Annotated in this window: 31 protein-coding genes; 19 read left to right on the top strand and 12 right to left on the bottom strand. The window is 32.2% G+C overall.

The window, feature by feature from the left end; genetic code table 11:
- The first annotated feature begins 80 nt into the window (after nt 1-80).
- On the top strand, nt 81-3,203 hold the full coding sequence (locus tag WKH56_RS08865; RefSeq protein ID WP_342835330.1) for a fibronectin type III domain-containing protein: 3,123 nt from the start codon (nt 81-83) through the stop codon (nt 3,201-3,203).
- A 67-nt stretch (nt 3,204-3,270) separates the two neighbouring features.
- Here WKH56_RS08865 and WKH56_RS08860 read toward each other — a convergent pair whose 3' ends face one another.
- Nucleotides 3,271-4,008, bottom strand: coding sequence for an HD-GYP domain-containing protein (locus WKH56_RS08860; protein WP_316911174.1), 738 nt, complete (start codon nt 4,006-4,008; stop codon nt 3,271-3,273).
- A 238-nt stretch (nt 4,009-4,246) separates the two neighbouring features.
- Here WKH56_RS08860 and WKH56_RS08855 point away from each other — a divergent pair, with 238 nt between their 5' ends.
- The 11 genes from WKH56_RS08855 (at nt 4,247) to WKH56_RS08805 (ending at nt 12,305) form a co-directional block, all read left to right on the top strand.
- Nucleotides 4,247-4,756, top strand: coding sequence for a hypothetical protein (locus tag WKH56_RS08855; protein WP_316911175.1), 510 nt, complete (start codon nt 4,247-4,249; stop codon nt 4,754-4,756).
- Nucleotides 4,757-5,056: 300 nt separating this feature from the next.
- On the top strand, nt 5,057-5,623 hold the full coding sequence (locus WKH56_RS08850) for a tyrosine-type recombinase/integrase (protein ID WP_316911176.1): 567 nt from the start codon (nt 5,057-5,059) through the stop codon (nt 5,621-5,623).
- 349 nt (nt 5,624-5,972) lie between these two features.
- A complete protein-coding gene (locus tag WKH56_RS08845) occupies nt 5,973-6,335 on the top strand; it encodes a hypothetical protein (protein ID WP_316911177.1) in 363 nt (120 codons plus the stop codon).
- Nucleotides 6,336-6,346: 11 nt separating this feature from the next.
- Entirely contained in the window at nt 6,347-6,712 is a 366-nt protein-coding gene (locus WKH56_RS08840) for a hypothetical protein (protein ID WP_316911178.1), read from the top strand.
- A 117-nt stretch (nt 6,713-6,829) separates the two neighbouring features.
- Nucleotides 6,830-7,402 carry a hypothetical protein gene (locus WKH56_RS08835; protein WP_316911179.1) on the top strand — a complete coding sequence of 191 codons (573 nt, stop codon included), beginning with the start codon at nt 6,830-6,832 and terminating at the stop codon, nt 7,400-7,402.
- A 108-nt stretch (nt 7,403-7,510) separates the two neighbouring features.
- Nucleotides 7,511-7,822 (top strand): hypothetical protein, encoded by a 312-nt coding sequence (locus tag WKH56_RS08830; RefSeq protein WP_316911180.1) that lies wholly within the window; start codon nt 7,511-7,513, stop codon nt 7,820-7,822.
- Nucleotides 7,823-8,301: 479 nt separating this feature from the next.
- Nucleotides 8,302-8,979 carry a ribose-5-phosphate isomerase RpiA gene (gene rpiA / locus WKH56_RS08825; protein ID WP_316911181.1) on the top strand — a complete coding sequence of 226 codons (678 nt, stop codon included), beginning with the start codon at nt 8,302-8,304 and terminating at the stop codon, nt 8,977-8,979.
- 170 nt (nt 8,980-9,149) lie between these two features.
- Nucleotides 9,150-10,079 carry a hypothetical protein gene (locus tag WKH56_RS08820; protein WP_342835325.1) on the top strand — a complete coding sequence of 310 codons (930 nt, stop codon included), beginning with the start codon at nt 9,150-9,152 and terminating at the stop codon, nt 10,077-10,079.
- A gap of 742 nt (nt 10,080-10,821) precedes the next feature.
- On the top strand, nt 10,822-11,271 hold the full coding sequence (locus WKH56_RS08815) for a hypothetical protein (protein WP_316911183.1): 450 nt from the start codon (nt 10,822-10,824) through the stop codon (nt 11,269-11,271).
- A 250-nt stretch (nt 11,272-11,521) separates the two neighbouring features.
- Nucleotides 11,522-12,019, top strand: a complete 498-nt coding sequence (locus WKH56_RS08810; RefSeq protein WP_342835324.1) for a hypothetical protein — start codon at nt 11,522-11,524, stop codon at nt 12,017-12,019.
- 31 nt (nt 12,020-12,050) lie between these two features.
- Nucleotides 12,051-12,305 carry a hypothetical protein gene (locus tag WKH56_RS08805; RefSeq protein ID WP_316911185.1) on the top strand — a complete coding sequence of 85 codons (255 nt, stop codon included), beginning with the start codon at nt 12,051-12,053 and terminating at the stop codon, nt 12,303-12,305.
- Nucleotides 12,306-12,470: 165 nt separating this feature from the next.
- On the opposite strand, the gene WKH56_RS08800 is transcribed toward WKH56_RS08805, so the two are convergent.
- Entirely contained in the window at nt 12,471-12,752 is a 282-nt protein-coding gene (locus tag WKH56_RS08800) for a hypothetical protein (RefSeq protein ID WP_342835323.1), read from the bottom strand.
- Nucleotides 12,753-12,915: 163 nt separating this feature from the next.
- Between WKH56_RS08800 and WKH56_RS08795 the strand changes: the two genes are divergently transcribed.
- Complete coding sequence (locus WKH56_RS08795; protein ID WP_342835322.1) at nt 12,916-13,212, top strand: hypothetical protein; 297 nt, start codon at nt 12,916-12,918, stop codon at nt 13,210-13,212.
- A gap of 166 nt (nt 13,213-13,378) precedes the next feature.
- Here WKH56_RS08795 and WKH56_RS08790 read toward each other — a convergent pair whose 3' ends face one another.
- Entirely contained in the window at nt 13,379-13,885 is a 507-nt protein-coding gene (locus WKH56_RS08790; protein WP_316911188.1) for a hypothetical protein, read from the bottom strand.
- 144 nt (nt 13,886-14,029) lie between these two features.
- Between WKH56_RS08790 and WKH56_RS08785 the strand changes: the two genes are divergently transcribed.
- Nucleotides 14,030-14,584: a restriction endonuclease gene (locus WKH56_RS08785; RefSeq protein ID WP_342835321.1), complete on the top strand. Its 555-nt coding sequence runs from the start codon at nt 14,030-14,032 to the stop codon at nt 14,582-14,584.
- Between the two features lie 118 nt (nt 14,585-14,702).
- On the opposite strand, the gene WKH56_RS08780 is transcribed toward WKH56_RS08785, so the two are convergent.
- From WKH56_RS08780 to WKH56_RS08760, 5 genes are all read right to left on the bottom strand, one after another.
- A complete protein-coding gene (locus WKH56_RS08780) occupies nt 14,703-15,227 on the bottom strand; it encodes a hypothetical protein (protein ID WP_342835320.1) in 525 nt (174 codons plus the stop codon).
- Nucleotides 15,228-15,577: 350 nt separating this feature from the next.
- A complete protein-coding gene (locus WKH56_RS08775) occupies nt 15,578-16,189 on the bottom strand; it encodes a hypothetical protein (RefSeq protein ID WP_316911191.1) in 612 nt (203 codons plus the stop codon).
- A 272-nt stretch (nt 16,190-16,461) separates the two neighbouring features.
- Complete coding sequence (locus tag WKH56_RS08770) at nt 16,462-17,106, bottom strand: hypothetical protein (protein ID WP_342835319.1); 645 nt, start codon at nt 17,104-17,106, stop codon at nt 16,462-16,464.
- Nucleotides 17,107-17,905: 799 nt separating this feature from the next.
- A complete protein-coding gene (locus WKH56_RS08765) occupies nt 17,906-18,157 on the bottom strand; it encodes a hypothetical protein (RefSeq protein ID WP_342835318.1) in 252 nt (83 codons plus the stop codon).
- Nucleotides 18,158-18,160: 3 nt separating this feature from the next.
- On the bottom strand, nt 18,161-18,454 hold the full coding sequence (locus WKH56_RS08760; RefSeq protein WP_342835317.1) for a hypothetical protein: 294 nt from the start codon (nt 18,452-18,454) through the stop codon (nt 18,161-18,163).
- Between the two features lie 114 nt (nt 18,455-18,568).
- Here WKH56_RS08760 and WKH56_RS08755 point away from each other — a divergent pair, with 114 nt between their 5' ends.
- Nucleotides 18,569-19,753: a hypothetical protein gene (locus WKH56_RS08755; RefSeq protein ID WP_342835316.1), complete on the top strand. Its 1,185-nt coding sequence runs from the start codon at nt 18,569-18,571 to the stop codon at nt 19,751-19,753.
- Nucleotides 19,754-19,923: 170 nt separating this feature from the next.
- Here the strand turns inward: WKH56_RS08755 and WKH56_RS08750 are convergent, their stop codons facing one another.
- Nucleotides 19,924-20,211: a hypothetical protein gene (locus WKH56_RS08750; protein WP_316911197.1), complete on the bottom strand. Its 288-nt coding sequence runs from the start codon at nt 20,209-20,211 to the stop codon at nt 19,924-19,926.
- Between the two features lie 151 nt (nt 20,212-20,362).
- On the opposite strand from WKH56_RS08750, the gene WKH56_RS08745 reads away from it, so the two are divergent.
- The 4 genes from WKH56_RS08745 to WKH56_RS08730 all read left to right on the top strand — a co-directional run bounded on the left by WKH56_RS08745 (nt 20,363) and on the right by WKH56_RS08730 (nt 22,191).
- Nucleotides 20,363-20,722 carry a hypothetical protein gene (locus WKH56_RS08745; RefSeq protein WP_316911198.1) on the top strand — a complete coding sequence of 120 codons (360 nt, stop codon included), beginning with the start codon at nt 20,363-20,365 and terminating at the stop codon, nt 20,720-20,722.
- 165 nt (nt 20,723-20,887) lie between these two features.
- On the top strand, nt 20,888-21,067 hold the full coding sequence (locus tag WKH56_RS08740) for a hypothetical protein (RefSeq protein ID WP_316911199.1): 180 nt from the start codon (nt 20,888-20,890) through the stop codon (nt 21,065-21,067).
- A 361-nt stretch (nt 21,068-21,428) separates the two neighbouring features.
- Nucleotides 21,429-21,815, top strand: coding sequence for a hypothetical protein (locus tag WKH56_RS08735; protein WP_342835315.1), 387 nt, complete (start codon nt 21,429-21,431; stop codon nt 21,813-21,815).
- 16 nt (nt 21,816-21,831) lie between these two features.
- Nucleotides 21,832-22,191, top strand: a complete 360-nt coding sequence (locus WKH56_RS08730; RefSeq protein WP_342835314.1) for a hypothetical protein — start codon at nt 21,832-21,834, stop codon at nt 22,189-22,191.
- Nucleotides 22,192-22,355: 164 nt separating this feature from the next.
- Here WKH56_RS08730 and WKH56_RS08725 read toward each other — a convergent pair whose 3' ends face one another.
- The 3 genes from WKH56_RS08725 to WKH56_RS08715 form a co-directional block, all read right to left on the bottom strand.
- Nucleotides 22,356-22,676, bottom strand: coding sequence for a hypothetical protein (locus tag WKH56_RS08725; protein ID WP_342835313.1), 321 nt, complete (start codon nt 22,674-22,676; stop codon nt 22,356-22,358).
- A 207-nt stretch (nt 22,677-22,883) separates the two neighbouring features.
- Complete coding sequence (locus WKH56_RS08720; RefSeq protein ID WP_342835312.1) at nt 22,884-23,255, bottom strand: hypothetical protein; 372 nt, start codon at nt 23,253-23,255, stop codon at nt 22,884-22,886.
- Between the two features lie 13 nt (nt 23,256-23,268).
- On the bottom strand, nt 23,269-23,532 hold the full coding sequence (locus WKH56_RS08715; RefSeq protein WP_342835311.1) for a hypothetical protein: 264 nt from the start codon (nt 23,530-23,532) through the stop codon (nt 23,269-23,271).
- Nucleotides 23,533-23,675: the final 143 nt, after the last annotated feature.

Raw genomic sequence — 23,675 nt, 5'->3', positions numbered from 1 at the left:
TTGTTGCTATGTTTTCCGTGTTCGTTTGCTTATCACTCACTACAATCACTGTCCAAGCTCAAGAGGGGGATATCTTATCAATGAAAAGTTATGCCGGTACAGGTAATGAAAGTTTTATGACAACCGCAAATACCCCTGATGGAGGTTACATAACGGGAGGTTATACAAGTTCTTCTGATGGCGATTTTACCAAAAACGAAGGCGGCTCAGATTTTCTAATAGCAAAGTTTGATGGACAAGGTAATAAAGAATGGATTAAGAGTTACGGTGGAAGTAAATCTGATTATTTTTATGGAATAAGACCTACAGTAGGTGGGGGTTATATAGCAGCGGGGTTTTCATCGTCTAATGACAAGGACATTCCTGGCAATAATGGTTATGAAGATATGATTCTTGCAAAGTTTGATTCAAACGGAAATAAGCAGTGGATTAAAAATTATGGTGGGACTGCATCAGACTTCCTTTATGATGTCGTAGAAATACCAGGAGGGGATTATATAGCCGTTGGTTTAACAGCGTCATCTAATGGAGATATTACAGCCTTAAAGGGGTCATACGATGCTGTAATGGTTAGAGTTGATAAGAACGGAAATAAAATATGGGTTAAGAACATAGGAGGTTCTAAACAAGAAGATTTTAATACAGTAAACCTTACTAAGGATGGCAATTTAATATTGTCAGCTGAATCTTCTTCTATTAATGGCGATCTTATTGGCGGGAGAGGTTATGCTGATATGGTGATTGCAAAGTACGATTTTAATGGAAATCAATTATGGCATAAGAGTTTTGGTGGATCAAAAAACGACTATCTCTCATCAGTAATTGAAACTAGTGATGGCAGCTTTGTTGGCGTTGGCTACTCAGAATCAACAAACGGAGATATGACTGGATTAAACAAAGGAGTTATTGACGCCACTATAATTAAAGTTGATAGCAACGGTAATAAGCTTTGGATGAAAAGCTTTGGAGGAACAGGGAGTGACGCGTTTTACTCAATTTTAGAATCTCCAGATGGAGGATATGTTGCCAGTGGGTTTACCAATTCACCTTCTAATTCAGAAGTGCCGGAAATTAATGGTGTAAGCGATGGGATTGTTGTTAAGTACGATCCTTATGGAAATATTATGTGGAAAAAAGCAGTTGGAGGAATTGGTGGAGATAATATTATGGACGGAGTTTTAACTAATACAGGAGACTATCTCTTTACTGGAACAACGTATGGCCAAGATTATTCACTTATGGGAGCCGATGCAGCAGTTTATAGAATTGAAGGGGACCACACTCCTCCTTCAGAAATTAGCAATTTAGGTGAAGTTCACAACTACAATTCTGTAACCCTAAATTGGTTTAACCCTACAGACAAGTATTTTGATCACGTTAATGTATATAGAGATGGCGTATTAGTTCATTCTGTGACATCTAATTTCTTTTATGAAATTGGTCTAAATGATGGGGCAGATTATGATTACAGAATTTCTACAGTAGATAAATTTGGAAACGAGTCATTGGGCACGATGCTCCACATTAAAACTGTTGATATTACACCTCCAGCCGTTCCAGCCGATAGCGAAGCAGTAGGCAAGGACGGAGTTATTCATATAAGTTGGGCGGCTAACACTGAGCCAGATTTCTTAGGGTATAACGTTTATGTTAACGGCATAAAACAAAATTCTATTCCGACACAGAATAATCAATATCAAGTAACGGGTTTAGACAGTGGGAAAACCTATCAAATATCTATTACTGCAGTGGATACGGCTAATAACGAATCACCTTCAAGTGATGTAATTAACGCATATGTATTTGATACCATTGCTCCTAACAGACCAGCATTAAGAGTACTTTCGTACAATGCTCCTGAACGCAAGGTAACTTTAGAAATAGAAAACCGTGATCCTGACGTCTACGGGACCAACCTCTATATAAACGGTATCGTTTATAATTCCTCTCTTATTCAAGAGCAAACCGTTACCCTAGATTTGCTCCCAGGCGTATACCGCTTTTCTGCAACCTCACTAGACCAATTTTTTAATGAATCAGAGATTTCACAACCTATAGAACTAGTTGTGGACGGAACTCCTCCAGAAATTCCAACTAACATACGAGCTAATGGAGAAAACAGAACAATAAAAATTAATTGGGATTCAAATATTGAAGCCGACTTAGAGGGGTACAATGTTTACTTAAACGGAGTGAAGCAAAACAGCTCTCCCGTGAAAGGTAATTACTATGAAATATCAGGAGTAGCGGACGGCAAAACATATCAAGTTAGTGTTTCATCAATAGATACATCAGCAAATGAATCAGCTCAAAGCAACTTAATTGACGTATTAGTAAAAGATACAATAGCACCTAATCCTCCTAGTGTAGCGATTCCAAATTATAACCCAGAAACACAACAATTAAATATTAAACTAATGGCAAATGATATGGACACCAAGGGTTTTAATCTTTATGTTAATGATACCAAAAGTAACGTTGTATTAATTAGAGAGCAAGATAGTTCAATTAATTTAGCACCTGGTATATATCGAATAGCTGCTACAGCTGTAGATGAGTTTGGAAATGAATCTATTTCTTCTCCCGTTATTACTTATACTGTAGAAAATAAGAAAACAGATACACCCCAACTTTATGCGCCTAAATATGTAGATAACATAATTGAAAGCATTAAAAATAGGGAAAATCAGATCACAGGAAAAGCTTTAGACATTATTAACCCAGTTCAAGCAAATCCGAATGAACCGAAAGAAGATTTAACTATACCAGCGGAATCTCCAAAGAAAATCCGTTATGCTATAGAAGAACAATTGAAAAGCAGTGGAGATAATAACTCTGCAGTTAAGGAAGAACCAAGCTCAGGAACTAAGGTTTCGATAAGTACTCCAAAAAATCTTGAAACAAAAACAACCAATAATAGAAGGCCACTTCCGTCAGCGGAAAAAGGGGATTTAGATACCATTAACTCAAATGTTGGCGCTTCTCCCTCTTCGATTTACGTTAAAAAGAATATTACCGATCCTTTAAATGATGAAAGTAAGATTTCTATAAATAACAAGAAAGAAAGAGAAGGTTCACCAACACCTGAAACAGAAAGCCATAAAAATTCTAAATGGATACTTTGGTCTTCAATAGGTATTTCAGTATTATCTTTAGGAGCAATTAGTTTTCTACTTACTAAAATACTTAAAATAAAACTCTAATAAGATTTTACCCAAAAGAAAAAAGACGTATAAAGTTTACGTCTTTTTTGTGGTTTAAATAGATCTTTTACAGCGAATAATGCTGTTCAACTTCTTCAACGCTTTTAAGCGGAAGAGAGTTAGAGTATAAGTGAACCAATTGCTCCATATACACAGATTTAGACGGATTAGAAACCCCTAGTTTCTTACAAGCGTCCATCACTTTGTTATGAAGAGACTCAAAAGAAGTAATTAAGCTTGGATCATACCAATCTCCAGTCCATTTGTCTAAATCGTTAAAGACTCCTGAACCACCTTCTTTTTCACAAAACTTTGTTAAGAAAGCATTCACACTATCAGCGATTCTAATTACTCGAGCAAGCTCTGGAATGTTTTCGCCTTTTACACCACTTGGATAACCGCTACCATCATAATTGCTGTGATGGTAATTTACTGTTTGATAAACCGTTTCATCAAAACCTATCCTCATAAGAAGATTAGTTCCTCCTAGAGAATGTTTCTTCATTTCGGCAAACATTTCACCTGTGTATCTTCCTTTAAAATTTAGAAATTCAGATGACATACCCAGTTTACCGGCATCGTGAAGTAAGTAAATTTCAAAGTTATCCATTTTCTTAGTTGATTGCATTGTACCGTGTTCAACCTCTAGAGCACTACAAATAATTGAAGTATCTACAGCAGTTTTAAATGAACCGTAATGATGGTTCTTTAGTAAACTCATCATAGCCCCAGTAGTAGCTACTAAGTTAGTGAAGTTAATGTGATTTAAGTTATAAGTGAATTCATTGTACATTTCTTTTGTCATTTTAATTCTCTCCTTGTTTGTTCCTGTAGTGACTTTACTATAATTAAAAAATGAGTTTAGGGAGAATTTTTTTAAAAAATGTACAAAGGCTTATATATTTGCAACAATTAGTACAAGATGATAAAAAAGTAATCAATTAGGTTCCTTTTTCGATTAGTATGTTTATACTCTAACGAACTGAAAAATTTTAGTATACTCTATTTAGCCTTTTAGCCAACTTACATTAGAGGAGGGCATTATGAAAAAATATATAATAATTAGCGTAACTCTTCTAGCAGTGTTGTCGGTGTTCTTTCTTTGTACAGATACCATTGGAGAAACAACCGATATAAACTCTAATAAAGACCCCTTTATTAAGTTAATTAATGAAAATAAAGAGATCCAGCAACATAGTAATTTTAAGGATTATAAAAATATTGCCTATAAAAACTCTCCTTACTATAAACGCGTAAAGTACTATATTCCTAATAAAAACGAACAGCGTAACAACAACAGTGATAAAACAAAGACATACATTGAGATTTCAGACTATAAATTATTAGATGTTCAAGATAATTTGGCAATTGCTACTGTTGTTGAAGATGCCACCTACAAAACGAGCACTACCGCTACTAATGTTGAAATGACCTATTACTATATATTTAAACAAAAGAAAGACAAATGGTTTATATATGAACAAAGAGCGGTAACGGGAGATGAAGACCCAATAGATTTATTGAAAACATACAAAACAAAAAAACTGGATTAAACTGTCCAAAATTTTTGTTTTATGTGTTTTTTTATTTTTAAGTAAATAAGCATTTCATCAAGAAGCTCTTTTATTTTTTTGTACCAAAAAAATTTTAACCGTTTTTCGAAAACCTATGCTATACTTATGAACACAATATAACTTTAGTAATACGCATATACGTGTGTTGTAACAATACATATCTTAAGTTTCACTTCATTATCTACTACTTTATAAAAAACATTTGACCCTTTTTTATATAGACCTATTTCGGTTTTTAAATTTAATTTGCAGCTTACGATCAACGAGGAGAGAGAAAGAATGAAACGAGCAGGAAGACAATTCGTTGAACCTATCCGTGAAAAAGAAAAAATAAATTTAATGAAGCAATACTTAGCAGAACAATCATATCGTAATTATTTCATATTTGTTTTTGGTATCAATACTGGATTATATTTAAGCGATATTTTAGCTTTGCGCGTAAAAGATATTCGTGATAAAGATTACATAAAAGTAGATGAGAACGGTTCAGGAAGAATAAGAACAATTGTATTTTCAAATGGACTCAAGAAAGAAATTTCTAAATATACCGATCACAAGAAAGAGGAACAGCTTCTTTTTCCATCAAGAAAAGGTGACAAGCCAATTGGCAGGCAAACAATATGGCGCTTTATTAACGACGCGGCAAAAGTCAGTGGTGTGTCGGGAAATATAGGAGCACATACAATGAGAAAAACCTATGGTTATCACTTATATGAACGAACACAAGATGCTGTTTCACTTCAAATGGAATTTGGCCATAAGTACCCATCAGATTCTTTAAGATATATTGGTATGGATGAGAAAACAATTATAAGAGTATCAAGAAAGCTTGCTGTACAAATTTAAAGAGGGCTAATTCAGCCCCCTTTAATGTAGTCTTAAAATATAGATGGTAAAGCATAGTATTTACAGTTTTTAATTAAGTATACGAATTAAAGTCACAAATTTAAAGAGCAAATCCGTAGTGAAAACGGATTTGCTCTTTTTTGTTTCAGAATTTATTTTTTGTCAGATATTACATAGGATTTTGTTGGGTTTATATAGAATTTTATAAGTTACTCACTCTAAAAAATATAAATTCAAGGAAGAACAAGATTAGTATCAGAAAATAATTTGTCCAGCTTCAATTACTAATGTTTAAAAGCAACCCCTTTAATAGCAAAGAACTTATAAAGGATACATAGGAGGAAGAAAATTGAATAACCGTCAGGCAGTAGCTTACTTTCTAACAGCAGCAAAAACAAAAGGGTTAAACAACTCAATAATTGAAGAAATAGCAGACGAGATGTTTAGTCTATTTGATTCAACAAACAAAGAAGAGATAGAATATGCAGGGAGTAAATATTATAAAAAGCTAAAAAATGAGGAAGCCGGTTTTATGAAAAGATTCATTCAAGAAGTTATTGATAAAGACGATCAGCAGAAAGCAGAATCAATAGTTAGTGAAGCTCTCGAAACTGGCGAATTTACTGAAAGTGTAGCAACGGTTATGAAGTATTATGAGCTTCCTGAAGGTATATTGGAGGAATTAGAAAACAAATTTTGTACCAGGGTATAAGGAGAATACATATGAGTTTAAACGTCATTCTACTAACTACAGAAAGACTCCTAGAAATAAGAAAGAACAGTAAAGCTTTTATAAAATCTAATAAAGAACTAAATAATGTAGGCAGACTGTTAGAAACACACATTAAAGATATTGAGACTGAGTTAAATGATCGTGAAGTTCATTATGATGAAAGGTATCCTGGTCCATTTGGAAAGTATATTAAAAAAGAAGTGGATAAGGAAGTCAAAAAAATAGAAAAAGAAATGAATATTAGGTTTGTAAAGAGAGTACTGAGTGATGGGGTTAGTGGTGACGAGTTAAAGGTAATTTTAAAGTATTATCCAATTTCAGAAGAAGAGTATAAAAAATTAAATATAGATATCTAAACTTGTTAGGGCCGTTATTTAATTAAATAGCGGTCTTTTTTTGTTATTTTTACCATTTTGAATAATTGCTACTAAAATAATCTTATAAACAGATTAAATTTAAAGGAGAGTTATTAGATGAAGAATTCAGCAGTGGAAAGTATTATGTCTTTACTTGACAAGGTTAGCTATATATCTGATGTATTGGAACAGCAAGCATTGGTCCCGAAAGGTTATTACTTGTTTAGCCCTATGGAATTGACTCAAGGTAAAATAGCAGGTGACTGGCTACTATTTCTTCCTTACGAGAATGAAATAATTGTATTTGAGTATGTACAAAAAGATGACCAAATTATGTATAGACAACCCAGCAGAATTGCTCGCGAAACTGATTTAAAGAAATTAGAAAAATTATTAGCCTTTAAACAGGATGAGTTAAATAATTTACAGAAAAAAATATTTGAGACCCGTAAAGCCTTTAATGACTCAGTTGATAGGAAGAAGCCTGATTTTCAGGTAACTATTGAAGAATATAATATTCGTGTGGATAGAGCAAATAAAAGAGGGTTTGTAAACGAGGCACTTTTAATAATAGCACCCGAAAATATGTGTTCAAAAAGCATCTATACAAGTTTGCTACATTTGCTATCTGACGAAGGAAAAATAACAAAAGATCAACTAGTTCCTTATTACGAACTTTTTAAGGATTAAAAGTAAATCATTTAGATTACGAATTTTTATTTATAAAAAACAAGGCTTTTATAGCAACACATTTCAAAGTGCTAGACCTACCAAATGACATAAAAGGAGAAATGAATGATGTTTAAAGATGTAAATTATTTAACTAATAAGAGGTATTTAGTTGATTTATTGAAACGATGCAACGAGTGGCACATAGGGGAATCTGAAAATTTCACATATAGACACTGGAATTTAACGCTTAAAAAAGAAGAACCTAATTATGCACCATTTGCATTCTCTTTAGAAGGAGTCAACACAAATGGCACAAGTACGTGTAGCCGAAGATATTACAACCCTAACAAGGCAATTCTCCACATCTTAAATGAGTTTAATGAAAATGCAAATAGTAAAAATCGATACAATAGCATTGAAGAATTCTTAATATCTTAATAAACCTACTTTTTAATTATCTCTATAAATAAACAACAAAGCTACCACTCATAAGAGTTGTAGCTTTTTTAAAACTTTTTTATATTTACTAAAAAAAAAGCAAGCCATTAGGCTGCTTCAAGGTACGGATTATAATTATTTAGCTAGAATCGGAGCACACAAATGTCTTATCTGTACAGTATATTCATCAATTAGCATTAAAGTACAAAAAATACAGCAAGTTAAAAACTTGCTGTGCAATAGGAATTAGGGTGTACATCAAATTAAATTAGAACTAGGAAGTACGCTAACATTATATTCAGCTGCTATAAAAACGCTCGTGGTAATTATATCCATACAGAGTGACTAAATTGAACAAAAGTCCATTAAACAAGGATTTATTAAAGTTATTCAGTAGTAAATTAATGTTTTTTACTCTTTAAGTTTTTACATTTTAAAACACATACTTAAGCAAATTTTAATAAAATGGGGGACTTTAATTGCATCAAAAACAATTAGTTGGTGAAGCGGCCGCTAGGCTTGTAGAAAATAAAATGGTGGTTGGTTTAGGTTCCGGAAGTACTGTTTTCTACACTTTGAAAAAACTTGGCTCTTTAGTGAGCGAAGGATTGCATATTCAAGGAGTTGCTACATCCGATAAGACTGCTGAACTCGCAAGAGAATTTAAAATTCCGCTTGTCAATTTAGGAGCAGTTGAGCACATTGACATCGCTATTGATGGAGCAGATGAAATGGATCCATATTTTAATCTTATAAAAGGTGGAGGGGGAGCATTACTGCGTGAAAAAATGATTGCCAAAGCAGCTAAGAGAATGGTGATTATTGCCGATTCCTCAAAAAATGTTGAGAAATTAGGTGGATTTCTTTTACCAGTAGAAATAATTCCGTTTGGTTGGGAAATGACTGCTAGGCATATTCAACGCCTTGGAGGTTCTTCCAAGCTTCGCTTACGCTCCGATAACAAGCCATACGTAACAGATAATAAAAACTATATATTAGACTGTAATTTTAACTTTATAACTAATCCTGCTCAGCTGGAAGTGAGCTTAAATATGATTCCAGGAGTAGTAGAAAATGGCCTATTTGTGGATGTTCCTACAGATGTCATTACTATCTTAAATGAAAAGGTGAAAATGTTTCAAAATCTAAAAAATTGAAGCGAAACTCTGCAACGAGTATGCAGAGTTTCTTTGTATGTAAAGAGAAAATGATGTGAATAATACATAAAATATGTTATATTCCTACTACATACCCTTTATGAAAGTGATTTAAAAAAATACAATAATTAATTGTAATTTACATATATAGAATTAAGGAGCAATAACCTATGAAAACGGAAATAACTACTTTTGAAGAAAATAACTTTAAAGAGTTCCTTAAAGATAAGGATTTTTCTTACCTTTATAACTTTATAACAAAAGAAAATGGTAAGAATGTTACGCGAAGACTTACAAAGGTATTAGACTACTTTAATAATAATCCAATAGTTCTTGTATCGGATATAGCAAATACCAATTTTCCTTATTTATCTTCAATAAGGTTAGATAAAAACATAATTCCCTGTGGCGTATTCTTTACAAAATTAAATGCTTTTATTTACGAAGATAAATATGTTGCAAACGATGTGTTTAGTGGTTTAAAAGATATTCTTTCCTTTTCAAAAAAAGAATTAACGGAAAAAATAAGCAACGAAGTAGAAGAAGAACTAGGAGAAAGAACCAGCAGAGTATCCTCTTTAACAAACATTTCTACTGATTCCATTGAAAAAATGAAAGTTAAACAACGAGCTATTGTCTTTAGAAAGATAATTAGAGGTGAAGTGTTACCTTACTTGTTAAACTTAGATCCAGTGAAATTTAGACGTGAAGTTTCTTATGAAATGTATTACCGCTACTTATCTAACCCTATACAGTATATAAAAGAGTTTGTATCCAACTATATTGAGAAAAGCCCTAAGTCAACTCAGAACCAATTAGCACGTATAGCAGCGGATAAAGAGTTGAAAAGAGAATTAATATTAGACGAGCGTGTAAGAAAGGCAATTAAAGCTTTTAAATTACTACATAATGAACTGAAAACCGTACTAAACGTTACTGTTGTAACAGTGTCCGGTCAGAGAAGAACTGTTCCTAATGAAATAGAAATTTACTCAAATACAGTAAGGATAGGGAGTATCCATAACAACGTAGAAATAGGTGAGATAGAGGCTTTTGAACATCAATTAAAGGTCTACAATATTTTAGAAGATACAATGTGATAAAAACTTTTGATTTTATTTGAACGATTACACGATTTTAAACTATAAAAAGTCGTTTATTTTAAATAATACACGACTTTTTGTTCTATATACAATACATCGGATACATAAAAAAACTACCTCTCTCTAGGTAGTTTTTTTATGTAAAAATTTCATTCGAGGTATAAAAGGAGTGGGTTGGACATTCACTCCCCATATGAACATCTTAACCAAAAACCACAATTTCTATTCGTCAATAATATAATATATGTCTATATACTAAAGAAGATCTAATTTTTACATTTCAAAAAAGACAATAGACGAGTTAATATTTTTATACAAGGTTTGTCTTTACTGTAATATAGTTATGTAAACTAAAATGAATTTAAAAAAATTGTTATTATTTCTTACAAACTAAATATAATTATAAGAAGTCAAAAAGTTCTTTTGTGTATTTAGCTCTTTATATGTAACTCGGAAGGAAATGCCAACAATTTATCTCCTCAAATTGTGTTAAAATTAGTCTACATAATGTTATTTATGTTAAAACGTCAGTAGAAATTTTAGGGTGTAGTTTTGCACCAGTTAAATATAAAACTCTTAACACTTAAATTCTTAAGCAGGACATCTTTGAAAACAGGTGTCTTTTTATTGTTTGCCGCTAAGATTTATTTTATGCAATTTTTAAAGTTAGTAATAGTATTTGCATATTTGTGACCTTAACTTTCTTATGGTAAAACTTAAATGGAAACGGAGAATTGCTATGCATAATGGAAGAGAAGAGAACAGACAAAAACGTTATCCAGTAGAACTTAACTCTATACCTTTAAACTTAAATGAATACGGATTAAGATATTTATTTTTGTTAGATAAACAATTAGCCGATCTTTACTTAACATTTAAAGAGTTAATGACAGAAGACATTGCAGAAGAAGAAAAGGTAATTATAGATAATTTGGCATCTGGAATGGAATTAACAATTAGGCAACAGTCAAATATATTAATTGGTTCCAGAAACATTCAAAGTATGAATGTCTATCCAAGAAATGGCGATAAAAAACCTAGCTTTGTTTACTACATTTTAGATGATAATGACTGTAAGCAATATGTAGAACTGTTTAAAAACCTATACTCCGATCTTAATGACAATCACAAAGTTATTGTCTCTAATTTTATTAGACAATTGTTAAAAACATCACCTAAGAGCAAGTAAGGAATATACATCTCAAGACTAAAATTAATAAGCCTTAAAGTTTCGTGGATTTATCATATATAATGTAAACCATCCAAAAGCATCTCTTTTCATAAGAGTTGCTTTTTTTATCAAAGATGACCGATAAAATCCCGCTTCAAGTTTGCAGAATGGGGAAGTTCAATTGCTTTCTAAGAAATGTATTTTTTATTTTTTAATACCAGAAGCAAAATTTAGTGGCTATATGCTATTATAATTTAAGGTGATATTTATGAAAGAAAGATTTCTTAACGGAAATAAAATGTTATTTAGATTTACTGATCAAGTACTTGTTGAGTGTCCGGAATGCAATAACGTAGCTAAAATTGTTATTCCTGAAAAAATAGACAATAGCGAAGAATACGGAGATCGTTGGAACAGCTTAAAAAGACGGCTAGTATGTACTGGTTGTGGTTATATGAAAGAAACGAAAGCTAAAAGAGGTCCATTTAGCGATTGGAAATACGAATATCAAGAAGTAAACATAAGCGAAGAGGCAGTTGATTGGTTTTTCGGTTTACCTCTCTATTTACAAGCGCCTTTTAAAGGAAATACGTTTTGGGCTTTTAATTATGAGCATTTAAACTATTTAGAGGGATACATTAGAGCCGAATTAAGAGATCCGGCACCTTACTATCTCAGTGTAGAGAGCACTCTTCCTAAATGGATTAAACTTAGCAAAAACCGCGAAGATTTGCTGAAAATTATAAACAAAATAAAGTTGAAATAATCAAGGAAGCTTTTAAAGGAAGGGTTTTTTTATGAAACAACATATACTAGATAATTTTACAAACGTAGATATGCGAGGATTGCAGATGCCTGTCATTGCTGTTTTTTATAATACATTAGATATTCCCAATAAATACGCAGCGAGGTTACTGGATCTAAACCGCCCCACGAATGTTGTTGTTATTAAAAACACATTAGAAGAAATTCGAAACGTTATACCTGCAGGATTAACACGCATTAATAGGCAGCCTGATGAACATCCCACAATTGTTGAAACTTGGTTATAGAAGAGCATTTACATAAAGACTTTTATATTCGTTGTATAGTAATGTTGTTAATGGACATTATATATGTAAGTCGATTTTTTCATTGCTGAGTTATTTCACACGTATACAACAAAAAAACGCCCTCCTGAGGCGTTTTTTGTTGTTTATAGCGGTAATGTTATGTATTTAACGGTAATCATCATAATCACACAAAAACTTTTCATTTAAGAGTACTTGTGCATCGTAGTCGCCTAGTTTGTTGTAATTTTCAGCTTTGTAAACCTCATTTATTAAGCCTTTGTGGAGAAGTTCTATAGAAACCCGTTCTTGCCAATCTTCAAACATTGTTGCTAGCACTCCAGGTCTAGTAGATTTTAGCTGTTGCTCCATTCCATATCGTCCATACATATCAATAATTAAAGATCGAACAATTACTAAGTCTAATGGTGCTTCTTCCTTTTGATCCATTGAAAAACCTCCTAAATAACATATTTTATTTTTCTTTAATTTTACACCAAGTGTTTAAGATGAGGAATATGTTCTTTGGTTTCTTTGCTTATAGGCTTTAGAGAAGGATTTTTACCAATCAATAAAGAATAGAACGGTTATAAAAAGCAAAGGAGATGGCCAAGTGGATACGAGAAAAGTACTGTTAAAAAAGCTTTGTGATCAAAGTGCAAAAATAGCTGCAAACACTGTGTATGGAGGCTATGATCTTCTTACTATTGAAAACGCGAAAGGCCAAGTAGAAGCTTACAGTATCGCAATATTACTTGCTTACGGAAAAATTACCAGTCCCGAAGAATTAGAACTAGATGAAAATATGGAGTTCCTTGCTAAAGTTGTAAAAGAATACTTAAAAGAAGGGTTTACTACCGGTGATAAAAGGTTAGATGACGCTTTGCTGTTTAGTTATCAGTTATCTTAAAACTTCTCCGGTATTTGTTCAAGTGAGAATACATTAAAGTTAATAGCACATATTACTAATGAAGAGCTTGAATTACTTTTATCTCTTCCTCCAAAATGTACTCGTCAAAAAACCTCTAAGACACTGTACCCTAGAGGTTTTTTGTATTTAGAAATAGGTAAATAATTTAATTACTTGGAATAGGTGAAAGGAAATAATAAATGTTTTGTTCTTTATCTATATGCGGACTAACTTCCGTATCGATTTTTGTTTCTATTTTCATATTTGGCCCAGTCGGAGTACCAGCGTATAGTTCATACTTTTTACCTGAGGTAGTTTTAAATTCATACGATGCATCTGTATCACCCTTGGGTTGTTGTATAATAAACGGATTGTTGTTAGTCTCCCAACTAACTTTATTATCTTTTTGAGTAATTGTAGCGGTTCCTACACCCACGCTAGATTTATCTTTAATGGTATAGATAACAATTTTTTCGTTTTCATAATACTTACTCTCTCCGATTATGTCCTGAATATCAGAACGCTCTTTTTTTGCCTCGTTAAAGGCTTTTTCTTCACTTGAATACCATTTTACTTCTTTTTCCTTCACGTCGCTCTCGCTAGTTTTCGAGCATCCTAAAAGGCTACTGAAAACTAAGAAGCAACCCAAAAATAACATATAAGTCTTTTTCATAATATCCTCCGCTGTAAAATTTAAGTTCGTTTAATTATAGTATATATTACTAAATCAGTACATATATGGATAAAATATATTAAATATAAATATTCCGTAGTATTAGGTACTTTAACTTACTAAATTTAGGGGAGACTGCGTTATATGACTAAGCTTAAATTAACCAAAAAGAAGGCTAAAAGCACTGATGCCTCTGCAATCTTTATTTTTGGTTTTGTGATGTTATGGGGTGTTTTCACAGTCCCTGAAGTATTTGTTACTCCTTTTATAATTTCTCTATTTGTAGTTTCCTTTCTTTTGTACATAAAGTTTAAAAAGCATAGTGCTTTAAGAAAGTCTAATATTGAACAAATAGATCTTATGAATGGTGTGCAATTTGAAGAGTATCTAATGGAGCTGTTTACAACTTTGGGTTATAAAGTAAAAAGCACTCCTCGTAGTGGTGACTATGGAGCGGATCTGATACTAAGAAAAAATAGACGCACTATAGCTGTTCAAGCAAAAAGGTATAAGGGATGCGTAGGTATAAGCGCCGTTCAAGAGATAATAGGTGCTCAAAAGTATTATAATGCTGATGACATATGGGTAGTAACAAACAGCTATTATTCAAAATCAGCTATAAACTTGGGATCTGTTAACAATGTACGACTTATCGATAGGGAAGGGCTTATCAAATTAAGTCATCGTCTTTTAAAATGAACCTATAAAGGAGAAAAAAAGAGAGCAGAGGCAGCTTCATAAAGCTCCTTTGCTCTCTTTTTTATGGGTGGTTTTACAGGTCGCTATTATTTAGGGCAGTTAGCCATTGTGTGTCTTTTTACTTCTTCTCTTTAATTTCATATTTAGCTTGAGTATAAACTGTTACAGCGCCTTTTTTAGGATCATCGTTTTCAAATTGAACGATAGAAACTGTGTGAACACCTGGTTTTAAGTGTCCCATTTCTTGGTCAAGTTCTACAGAAGTAGATGTTTCTTCACCAAATTGCTCAGTGTTAGAGAAAATTTTATCAACATAGATGAATGATTGTTTACCACCGTCAAAGTCATAAGCGTCTAATCCAAGTTGAATTAAAATGTCATCACTTGAAGCAAATACTACTGGTACGTTTCCGTTCTCAGAAGAACCTGAATCTGAAGTTAAAACAATTTTAGCGTCTCCAGACTCTTTGATATCACTAGGGAAAGGGTACTTACTTACTGGTTTTTTTGTAGCATTTTCTTTAGTAGATGCTTGTTTAGTGTCTTCAGTTTTGCTGCTGCTATCTTGATTTCCACAAGCTGCTACTCCTAAGACTGATGTTGCTAAAGCTGTTACTAATAATCCTTTTGCTAATTTGTTCATTTCCTTCTCCAACTTTCTCCAACTAACAACCAACAATACAACCGAATCATATGTACTTTAATACCCAAAACAAAAAGCAGAACTTAATGAAACAAAGTTCTGCTGAAAATGTAAAAAAGAATGCGCGTTAAAAGCAAAATAATAAGCGATTAAAAATCTCTTCTAAATAGTGGAACCTTTGTTGTTACTAGTTATGTATATTTTTTTATGCACAACCAATTATATACTAAAAAAATAAATTGTCAAAAAAACATAAAAGAGAAGAAGGGGAAGAGATTAGAAAAATAAAAAAAAGCAAAAGACTAATCTTTTGCTTTTTACTATGTATGTATTTAATTTGTCTCTATGATTTAAGAGCTCTTATTTTTTCGAATTAAGAGTGTAATTAACATCATTATTCCAACAATTACAGCAATATATCCAAAATAAAGAAGTGTATATTTTGCTAAATACCAAAATCCATTAGTGTATGCTTTTACGTAGTTAATATATGTAACGCCTTCTCGCATTTCTACAATTACCGCAAAAAAGCGAGAAGCCACTGCACCAATCCCTATGTAGAAAAGAATATTTAAAGATTTATTAGCACCTTTACCTACAAAATACATAAGTAATGTTGTTAAAGCGGCTGCTACATATACGTAGTATTGAAATTTTACCGCATACACAACAATTTCTTCTTGTGTTACTATAATCACTGCTGCTATAAGTACAGCAATTAATATAGCGGCTAGAATTCCAACTCCTATAAGAACAATTTTGATGTTTCTGTCAGCATCTTCTACATTATGAAAAGGATCCTGACCTCCATATCCATTTAACTCTACGCTTTTCCTATGAGCTTCGTCATAAATATCACGAGCTTTATAATTCATAAAGGCCGAAGGTTGGTGACTATAATTCCCATTAGCAGCATCTTGTTCTGCGTCTCTTCTAATACTCTCTTTTTCGTAAGCTTTCATAATTTCCTAATAGGCTCCTTTAAAATTTATTTATAACGAAAATATTATACAGGAAATAATGATAATATTCACCGCTATATCCATATTTGTGAAATCGATAGTTCTTAATACTCTCAGAGAGTATATATCGAATTTTTCATTAGGGAAAAAATAAAGATAAAAAATTTCTATATATTCGCTAGAGGGCGTAAAGGATACAAGAGAATAGGGGGAGCTAATACATTAAAAACAGCATAAAAAAAGCAGAGGAGGGGATTCCTCTGCTTTTTAGCTTATATATTTAACTTTTTTTCTTGTTGTTTAGGAGTCTTAAATTCTCTTACCATCATAGTAACTAGTTTCATTAATCCATAAGGAACCAGGCAAATATATACAAAATAAAAGAACGTATATTTAATAAGATCGCCTAAGTGCGTAGTATCTGCCATTATGTAATTTACGTAGGGAACACCTTCATAATATTCAACTATTACTGCAAAGAAACGAGTAGCAATTGCAAAGCAACCTACATAGAAAAGGCCGTTTAAAAATGCGTTCGAACCATTCGCCATATACATAAATACACCTGTTAGTATAAAACCGATGATTACAAAAGGTGTATAGTTGACTGAATATCCTACAAGTGCCCCTTGAGCAAGTATTGAAAAGAACAACAAACCTATTGCCATAGCAATAAACATTACTCCCTTGGCGTTAGCGTCGTGCATTTCCATTTCTTCTGCAACCTCAGCGTCTATCTCTTCGTCGCTTCGATTGGCCTCCTGAGCATCCTCAAATGCTCTATCGTAGATCATTCTTCCCTCATAATCAGATGGCCTGTTGCTAGCCCATCCATTAGAGTTTTGTGCGTCATTAATAGCATTGTCTCTAATCTGTTCTTCTCTCCGAAAATTCATCTTTTCTAAAATCTCCTTCAAACTCTATTTACAACAGTAAATATTATACACTAATACGTGGTTATATTCACCGTTATATCCATATTTAAGAAATATCTAAGTCCTAATGCCTTGTTATTATAGAACAGAACTAATTCTTTTGGGTAAAATAAATTATAAAAAGAGCAAACTGTATAAGGAAGTTTGCTCTTTTTTCTTTAAATGATAAATTATACCTTTACAATAAAATCCATATAGTTGTATGATTAATTTGTCTTTTCTATACGTAACAGAAGACATTGACTAACGCCAAATAGTCTAAATAACAGTCATTTTATCGTAGTAAGGAGGGGAGAGTAATAAGTACTAGTATTAGCACTAACAAAAACAATAACAACAACAATCGAAGCACTACTCTAACCAAAATCCAAGGAAGCATTTCTATTATCTATTTCGTAATCAATACTTTACTCATTGTAAATTTCTTTACGGAAGTAGTTGACGGAGGTAATCTTTTTGGTGAGTTAGAAGGTATGCCAATCTTGGCTCCTGCGTTTTTAGCTCCGATAGCAGTTGTTCCATCTATTTTCGGGTATACAACTAAAAAAGATAGATTATGTTTATGGGGAATAATTTTATGTTCCATTTTGTTTTTAGTTCCTTTTGCTTATATGATTTTAGGAACTTTAATATTTGGTCCTTAATCGTGTATGAAAAAGCAATAATAAGGTAACAATTGCAAAGAACCAGTAGTGAGGTTCTTATAGTTCTCCGAAGTGACTATACTTAGTTCTTATGAGTAAAACAATCCCTTTGTCTAAATAGGCAGAGGGATTGTTTTTTAGTCTATGTATGGCCTTGAATCAAAACCAACCATTTCTTCAATTTGTTTAACCGTCAATCCGTGATTTAGACAATTCTTAACAATTTTTAGTTCCGCTTTTTGTATTCTCTTTAAATATCCTTCACGCTCACCTTCACGTTCAACGGTATATAACCTATTTGTTTCGTCGGTAACATTTTTAAAATAAGCTTCATATCTATCTTTGTATTCTGGGTGTAATTGAATATATTTCTTAAAGCCTTTCTCCATATGCTATTCCTTCTTTTGGTTTAAAGATATATTATATAGGGACTCAATATAAGGGATAGGATCATAATCAAACTCTTTTTCTATATATGTAGGAGAATAACCTTCTTCAAGCAATATGGTGACTAGGTTTTTTCTAGTTTCGTCTCTTGCTTCTTGTTTTCCTTCTTCTCTTGCCGTATATAATCTGTTTGCTTCATCGGTAACGTTTTTGAAATAAGCTTCGTATTCATCTTTATATTCAGGATGCGATTGGATATACTCCATACACTCAATGTATTTTTTAAAACCTTCTTCCATAAGCCATTCCTCTTTTCTACTTTGAAGGATTTTTTACGTGTGTACAATTGCACAATAGATATATGTTTAGTTATGAGCTATAGTAAAATTATACTATAAAAAAGGGAGATTCTTATGAGATTTCTTATTGAATACAAAGATTTTAGAACAAAAGAAGAGAAGCAAGTCTCTCTAGAATTATTGGAAACTTTTCTAAATGAACACTTAATAGGAGAGTTTTACGGCAGTACGTTTGAATGCATTTTAGTTCGCTTTATAAATAATCCAACTTCAAAAAAGAAATACAGAAAACGCGTGTTATATGACGATATTGCGGAGATTGAACTAGAAGGTCATTTTAGAAAAGATACCAAGTTGAATATTGATGATTTTTCAACCGGTTTACATAAAATAGAAGAGGCTATTTTAATGGTTAAGACAATTACGCTAAAAACTGAGCTTGATTTTAATGAACATAAAATTTTAAGCGATTTACAAAATGCTATTAAAAGTGCTCCAACTACTGTAAATGAGTTAAAAGCATACTCAGCGTACCAAAAACAAACAAAGCAGTATAACTGGGCTAAGATGGTTGACCTTTTAATTGAAAGAGCAGCACTAAATCCAAGGCCGCTAACAAAACCTTTAATAACGGTTAACGTATCAAGCCCGATTGATGAAACAGAACCGGACTTTTCCTTTATATACACAGAGATATTTAGCAATCTTCTTAGAAAAGCGGAAGTAATGCTACCTGGTTATAACCACATTTTTATACGTCTAGCGGATACAATGGTAGAAGCAAAACAAGAAAGTGCTCCAAATGACCGTGGAAAAGATACATTTGCTATTTTAGATACTAAAAAATATATAACGAGTGATACGACCACTAAATCAAAAATGATGTTAAATAGCATAGCAGAAGCGCTGAGATACATTGCTGACTTTGAACACTTAGATAAGAGCAAAATAGAGGCTGTTATTAAAAGAGTAGAAGAAGAGGGAACTGATCTTGAACTAACTTATTTCTCAAAGCGAAACAGCAAGTATTTAGCTGAAGTTATTTATAAAGTACCACAATCGCACTTAATAAATGCTCCATTTGTTTTAAGGGTTACGGATCTTGCTTCTGGTATCGTTAAAACAGCGAAAATAGACGATATTAACTTGTTTTGGTGCCCTTATAGCTTTGGTAGCCTTAATTTAAAAAAAGATTCTATTACAATCAAAGGCAGAAGTAGTTATAGAGCAGAACTTTCAAGAAGGGCAGATAAATTGCCAGATGAGTATTCATTTAAGATTAGTGACATTTTTGGCTAAATGCTTGAAAAGGTCATTGTATAAAGTTCAGAAAGTAAGGTTAAAATAGGTTTTAGGATGGTTGCTGTTAAACTTTCTTCCAACTTTGTATGTTTACTTGAAACTCTAGAAGACAAAACAAGCTGCGCTTAAAATGCGCAGCTTGTTTTGTTTCGTTAAAAATAAAAGGATTAAATGTAATCACCTATTATATCTCCATATTGCTCTTTTATTTGATCTTTAGTCAAACCTTGAGCTTCGAAGTGCTCAACAAATCGTTTCTTTACTTCATTAACTTTTTCGCCATTCTCTGCATTCAAAGCCTTTTGATAAGAGGCCTCATATATTCTTTGTTCAGCTTTATGCAATTGCTCTTTTTCGGCTTGATTCTTAACATAAACCTCATATCTACCACGTAATTCTGGGTGAGCTTCTATAAACTCCATACACTTAATGTATTTTTTAAAGTCTTTATCCATTATTAAATCACCTCGTTTTTCATTGAATTAAGTTTCAAAAACATCTTTATGTACAAAAACCATCTTTTCTATCAATTATAATATCTTTTTTCCACTTCTGCTCACCAAATCTGTAAACTACAAAGAAGGAAGAAGTAAAGGAGAATATTAATTGAGAAACTTAGAAAACACAACTATTGAACAACTTATAGAAACTACGCCTACAATTGACGAGGCATTGTTTTATTTTAAAAATTGGTATAAAAATCGTAATAGTAAGTATAGAGATATTATAAAAAACGCTACTTTTCTTTATGACCTATCAAGCGATTGTTTAGAAGAGTTCGCAAAAATTAAGTTAGCTACTGAAAGAGATCCTGATTTTGTTGCAGCGGTTGTAGAAGCAACAAGTGAACTCAGAATTACTTTGCCCGCATTTAATGCTTTTAGGAATTCTTCTTACATTTATACATTAGCGCAAAAGAAAGTTAGAAAGCAAAACATATTAGTTCAGTACTCCAAAATAAGCTAGAAAGCACTTTAACAAATGGGTGCCTTTAGTATATTTGTTACATATATGGAATTTTTCACTGTTTTAAAATAAAATATATACTGAGAATGCAATAAGGGTTGGAGCTTTTAATTAGACACTTTTTTAAAGGGCAACTCTATATAAGTTGCATAAGAAGGAGATTTTATGAATACAGATGAACATCCAATCGAAATAGATAAAAAAGTGGATTTAATAATAACTAGGACGGAGAAAGAAAATAAAAATAGAAAAGCTCTTAGAAAAGGACTACTTATTGTTTTAAGTGTAGCAGCGGCCATAATTGGCTTCCAGGTTGGTCTTAAGCTAATTAATTTTTTCTTTTAAATGGTTAAGTGAATATCGAGTAATAGAAAAAGAATTGCTTAGTTAATAAGTGTTCTTTTTTGTCTATTAAAAGGGATTTTATAAAAGGTTACTGATAATAAGCTTGCTGTTTAGGATTTAAGTCAATTTTATATAGAAATTTTTCACGTCACTTTTACAAAAAACTTGTTCCACCTCTAACACTTATAAATAAGAAAAGTGATACCACACATTATGCCCCTGCAACATAATGACTTTTTTGTGTTATTTAATTCAATTAGTATATTTATTATGTGGCGCCGATGTATAATACCTTTATAGTTAGCGGCTTTCAAAAGGGATACTTAAGACAATAACTACTATATATGAGAGGTAACAAATTATGAAATTTAGGGACTTAATGCCATTTGATAATTTTCTATTCTTAATTGACATAAAAGAGTTTGGTCCACTTGAATTAGAAATTACTTTAGAGTTTATGGATTCGCCAAGCTCTAAAGAAAAAACAATAACAAGAAAAATATTATTTGAAAGTTATGTTGCCTTTGAAGTAATAGCAGAACAATTTGATCGCGTGGATGAGAAAGAAATTTTCAGTGGAAAACTAATTAGAATTTATAAGGAATCCAATTACTTGAATTATATAAGGTCAATGACTTACGCTGAAGAAATTCACCCTGAGTCACCTCTTGTGCACTATCAATTTGTATGCGAAGATCATATTATAAATGTAATTTCTTTAGAGGAAAAGCCCCATATCATTTCTTGAAAGGAGCTTGTATGCAATGAAAGAAGCGAGCAATGTCATAAAATTTAAACCAACAGCAAGACACACGCTAAAACTTCCTAATGACGGCATTATAAAACTTCTTTTAGCAAACCAACTTTATTTTAATGATAGGTTGTTAACAGTAGAAGAAAAGTTTATTTTGAGAAATGTTTTAGAGGTAATTCTAACGAAGAAAGAGGTTGATCAAGGGGATAACCTCAGTATTGGTTTAGAAGAATCTATGGTAAAAGCATTAATTGAACAAAAAGAGATAACAGATGACGGTAAACCTGTTACAAGAAGGCACAAACAGTTATTCCTAAAACGTGTAAAAACTATAATTAAAGATTTAGGAAGAGGAATTAAACTGGTGTAGAAATAACACATATCAAGCCAAGCTAAATACATAGCGGTATGCTTAAATATACAAAGGATAAATTAGAATTTATTGACTAAGAGACTTTAAATTTTTTATGATTAAATAAAATAACGCTATCCATACAAAAACGACTGTTGCGAAAACAGTCGTTTTTGTAGTATTTAGTTAAACATAATAGGGGTATTTATTAAGTTACAGAGGTGTACAATATCCTTATGGTTAGCAGCTGTAATAGCATTATAGTTATGCTCAATGAAACTAATTCGTTGTACACCGTCTACATTATGGGTTGAAGTGTAAAAACAGCCTATTGTTGTGCTAGAATCCAGTAACCTTTTTCCACCGTCTATTTCTACTTCATTAATGTCTTTATCAATAGCCGAAATTTTCTTCCCACCATCTTCTGAATCTGTTATCTCTAATGTTAATTTCCCCGTATGTGCTAATGGCAGTAGATATTGCTTTAATTCATCAAGTGTCATAATTAGAAACTCCTTGGTATGTATTTGCAAGACGAATTATAACAGATTGAAATAACAGAGTGTAAAAAACAAAGGTTCATCACCTTCTATTATCTTTTCAATACTTTTCTATTTCCAATTTAGGATAACAGCGATTAGATTAAAACCCAAACGTTAAAAGCAAAAGTCTTTAGCTTAAAACATAAAAGACTTTTGCTTTTTTGTGAATTACTTAAAGGTAATTTCATCTAAAGTAGATCCATTTTCACTATTAAGTGTAATGGTTACATTATCTTCGTCTTGCCACTTGATTGAAAAATCATTTGAAGTAGCGGGTCCACCATCGTTATAAAGAGTTCCAGTTTTTGACTCCTGATAACCATTATCTTTTTGGTAGTAAGCTTTAATCGAAGTTGGTCCAAAAAAGGAGGGTTCCCCAGTCTGTACAATTTTAATACTTGCTTTTTGATCATCAGACACATCTGTTAATACAGGAGTCTCCTTGAGAAAAACTTCATATACGTAATAGCCTGCAAAACCTAATCCAATAACGCACATTGCTATAAACCCAAACAAAATTGCTTTTACTATATCTTTCATAATCTTCTTCTTTCTACTTACGGTTCACTTGTTTAGTGCTGGCTAAACCAACAAAAAAAGTTATAACTCCAGCTGCAATTATACCGGCCGCACCAAAGCTATATGCCATTCCTGTAAACCCAAAAGGTAAACAAAAGAATATGCCAATAGCTCCTAGTACTATTGTGGCTAGCCCAGAATCTCTAATAGATTGTTTAAAAATAAGGTAAACAATTATAAAAAAAGCAATGCCAACAAACAATCCTCCTAAAAAAATCAACTGTTGTTCTGGACCCAAGTAGGTTCCCACCTTTCTCCCTTAATGAAATTTATATTTATTTACAGAAATACTTAAGTGTTAATTATACCAATTTAAACCATTTATTTGTAATATATTTCTCTGTTGTGAATCTCTAAGCTGATTAGTCCCTATAAATGTGC

The organism is Priestia sp. SB1, assembly GCF_038898415.1.
This window is presented reverse-complemented; position numbering and strand designations above follow the sequence as displayed.

Excerpts from the sequence above, each read along its gene's own strand:
- WKH56_RS08865 (WP_342835330.1), top strand. The coding sequence starts at position 81 with ATGAAAAGTTATGCCGGTACAGGTAATGAAAGTTTTATGACAACCGCA.
- WKH56_RS08860 (WP_316911174.1), bottom strand. The coding sequence starts at position 4,008 with ATGACAAAAGAAATGTACAATGAATTCACTTATAACTTAAATCACATT.
- WKH56_RS08855 (WP_316911175.1), top strand. The coding sequence starts at position 4,247 with ATGAAAAAATATATAATAATTAGCGTAACTCTTCTAGCAGTGTTGTCG.
- WKH56_RS08850 (WP_316911176.1), top strand. The coding sequence starts at position 5,057 with ATGAAACGAGCAGGAAGACAATTCGTTGAACCTATCCGTGAAAAAGAA.
- WKH56_RS08840 (WP_316911178.1), top strand. The coding sequence starts at position 6,347 with ATGAGTTTAAACGTCATTCTACTAACTACAGAAAGACTCCTAGAAATA.
- WKH56_RS08835 (WP_316911179.1), top strand. The coding sequence starts at position 6,830 with ATGAAGAATTCAGCAGTGGAAAGTATTATGTCTTTACTTGACAAGGTT.
- WKH56_RS08830 (WP_316911180.1), top strand. The coding sequence starts at position 7,511 with ATGTTTAAAGATGTAAATTATTTAACTAATAAGAGGTATTTAGTTGAT.
- WKH56_RS08820 (WP_342835325.1), top strand. The coding sequence starts at position 9,150 with ATGAAAACGGAAATAACTACTTTTGAAGAAAATAACTTTAAAGAGTTC.
- WKH56_RS08815 (WP_316911183.1), top strand. The coding sequence starts at position 10,822 with ATGCATAATGGAAGAGAAGAGAACAGACAAAAACGTTATCCAGTAGAA.
- WKH56_RS08810 (WP_342835324.1), top strand. The coding sequence starts at position 11,522 with ATGAAAGAAAGATTTCTTAACGGAAATAAAATGTTATTTAGATTTACT.
- WKH56_RS08805 (WP_316911185.1), top strand. The coding sequence starts at position 12,051 with ATGAAACAACATATACTAGATAATTTTACAAACGTAGATATGCGAGGA.
- WKH56_RS08800 (WP_342835323.1), bottom strand. The coding sequence starts at position 12,752 with ATGGATCAAAAGGAAGAAGCACCATTAGACTTAGTAATTGTTCGATCT.
- WKH56_RS08790 (WP_316911188.1), bottom strand. The coding sequence starts at position 13,885 with ATGAAAAAGACTTATATGTTATTTTTGGGTTGCTTCTTAGTTTTCAGT.
- WKH56_RS08785 (WP_342835321.1), top strand. The coding sequence starts at position 14,030 with ATGACTAAGCTTAAATTAACCAAAAAGAAGGCTAAAAGCACTGATGCC.
- WKH56_RS08780 (WP_342835320.1), bottom strand. The coding sequence starts at position 15,227 with ATGAACAAATTAGCAAAAGGATTATTAGTAACAGCTTTAGCAACATCA.
- WKH56_RS08775 (WP_316911191.1), bottom strand. The coding sequence starts at position 16,189 with ATGAAAGCTTACGAAAAAGAGAGTATTAGAAGAGACGCAGAACAAGAT.
- WKH56_RS08765 (WP_342835318.1), bottom strand. The coding sequence starts at position 18,157 with ATGGAGAAAGGCTTTAAGAAATATATTCAATTACACCCAGAATACAAA.
- WKH56_RS08760 (WP_342835317.1), bottom strand. The coding sequence starts at position 18,454 with ATGGAAGAAGGTTTTAAAAAATACATTGAGTGTATGGAGTATATCCAA.
- WKH56_RS08755 (WP_342835316.1), top strand. The coding sequence starts at position 18,569 with ATGAGATTTCTTATTGAATACAAAGATTTTAGAACAAAAGAAGAGAAG.
- WKH56_RS08750 (WP_316911197.1), bottom strand. The coding sequence starts at position 20,211 with ATGGATAAAGACTTTAAAAAATACATTAAGTGTATGGAGTTTATAGAA.
- WKH56_RS08740 (WP_316911199.1), top strand. The coding sequence starts at position 20,888 with ATGAATACAGATGAACATCCAATCGAAATAGATAAAAAAGTGGATTTA.
- WKH56_RS08735 (WP_342835315.1), top strand. The coding sequence starts at position 21,429 with ATGAAATTTAGGGACTTAATGCCATTTGATAATTTTCTATTCTTAATT.
- WKH56_RS08730 (WP_342835314.1), top strand. The coding sequence starts at position 21,832 with ATGAAAGAAGCGAGCAATGTCATAAAATTTAAACCAACAGCAAGACAC.
- WKH56_RS08725 (WP_342835313.1), bottom strand. The coding sequence starts at position 22,676 with ATGACACTTGATGAATTAAAGCAATATCTACTGCCATTAGCACATACG.
- WKH56_RS08720 (WP_342835312.1), bottom strand. The coding sequence starts at position 23,255 with ATGAAAGATATAGTAAAAGCAATTTTGTTTGGGTTTATAGCAATGTGC.